We start from the raw sequence: 1,457 nt of genomic DNA on the forward strand, positions 1-1,457 counted from the left end.
ATCATTGGTTCTGGAACACCGATACCTCTTAAATTTTTTCAAGCAAGAGAAACAAAACGCGGCGTAACTTACACACTATTTGGAAAGAAAGAAATCTTACCCCATGCTTTTATCAAAGGTGGGAGTTTTCCAAAGCGCGTTGAATTAAAAAAGCTGAATGCGAATGTGTTTCAAAGAGCCGATGGAGATCAATTCCCCATTGCAAAACAAGAAGGACCCTCCATTGCTGGGGTGATGTCCAAGCCAGAAATTGCAAGTGCTATTGTAAAAAAAGCCAATGAAAGACTAATCGAAAACATACAGTACCAACTTGCTCGTCAAGAATACGCTGCCAAGATGAAAGCTAAATAATGTTCTTAAGCTATGTCAACACACTACTCACTTTAATTGTAATTTTTAAAGCAGATTATCATTTATGCTTTGGTTTTCCCCAGAAAAAAGTCAATAAAATCAATACAAAAGGTACTTCCCAGCGGGTTGGGTCTGTTGCGGGGCGGACGAGCGCAAACTATCGCTAGCGATAGAATTTTCAAATCGACTGTACATTGTACACTTAACACATTGATAAATAACAATTTCAGTATGTTACTGTACAATATGGGATTATTTTTTAGAAAAAAGTTTTTTATTACTTGACAAAACATTATCGTTATATCTATTGTCGAATCAGGTGCCTAACGAACACCTTAAACCAATAGCGGATAGATTGCCGATACAATCTCTTCTCCGCACATTAAAGACTTTGACTCATTATATGCTACATGCATATAATAATGTTGTCGGGTGTGGTCGCACTATACAATACCCTAGCGGGGAAAGTGTGACGACGGACTATTGGCCGTGTTTGTTAGCGCCCGGCACTTTTTTAGAGTGTCATTAACAAACATCTAACCAATAGGAGTTCACATGAACACTCTTATAGAAACTAAAGAAAGTACTGCTAATAGTGCTACTACTCAAACTATGTCTAGTCGTGAGATTGCTGAGTTATGCGATAAAAGGCATGACAATGTAAGACGAGATATCAGGCAGATGTTAGGAGAGCTATATCCTAAAGGAGGTCTCCTCAAATTTGAGGGCACCTATTTAGACAAACAAGGAAAACCTCAAAACTGCTATCACCTCCCCAAGCGTGAATGTTTAATTCTCGTGTCTGGTTACAGTACGGCTTTACGAGCAAAGATTATTGACCGTTGGCAAGAATTGGAAAAACAAGTAGTTGTTCCACAAATTGACTACTCAAAACCCGAGGCATTGCTTGGTGTCTTGAATCACTTACAAAGTCAAATAGAGCATAAAGATCATGTTATTGCAGAATTGGCTCCAAAAGCAGAAGCTTTGGAAGGTTTAAAGCGTTCTGATGGTCTGTTCGGTCTTATCGAAGCAGCAAAGATGCTTGAAGTACGACCAAAAGATTTAACCGATTACTTGCGTAAACATGATTGGGTGTATCGACG

At 38.8% G+C, this 1,457-nt stretch carries 1 protein-coding gene and 1 pseudogene; both read left to right on the forward strand.

Features of this window, described 5'->3' with window-relative positions; translation table 11 throughout:
- Nucleotides 1-351, forward strand: a pseudogene (locus tag ACFIJS_RS08920) (hypothetical protein); the annotation flags it as partial.
- Between the two features lie 555 nt (nucleotides 352-906).
- On the forward strand, nucleotides 907-1,457 hold a 551-nt coding region (locus ACFIJS_RS08925; protein ID WP_375651256.1), incomplete at its 3' end, for a Rha family transcriptional regulator.

Origin of the sequence: Bartonella sp. OT172YNZD (assembly GCF_042193725.1) — a bacterium.
In the GTDB taxonomy this organism is placed as follows: domain Bacteria; phylum Pseudomonadota; class Alphaproteobacteria; order Rhizobiales; family Rhizobiaceae; genus Bartonella; species Bartonella grahamii_A.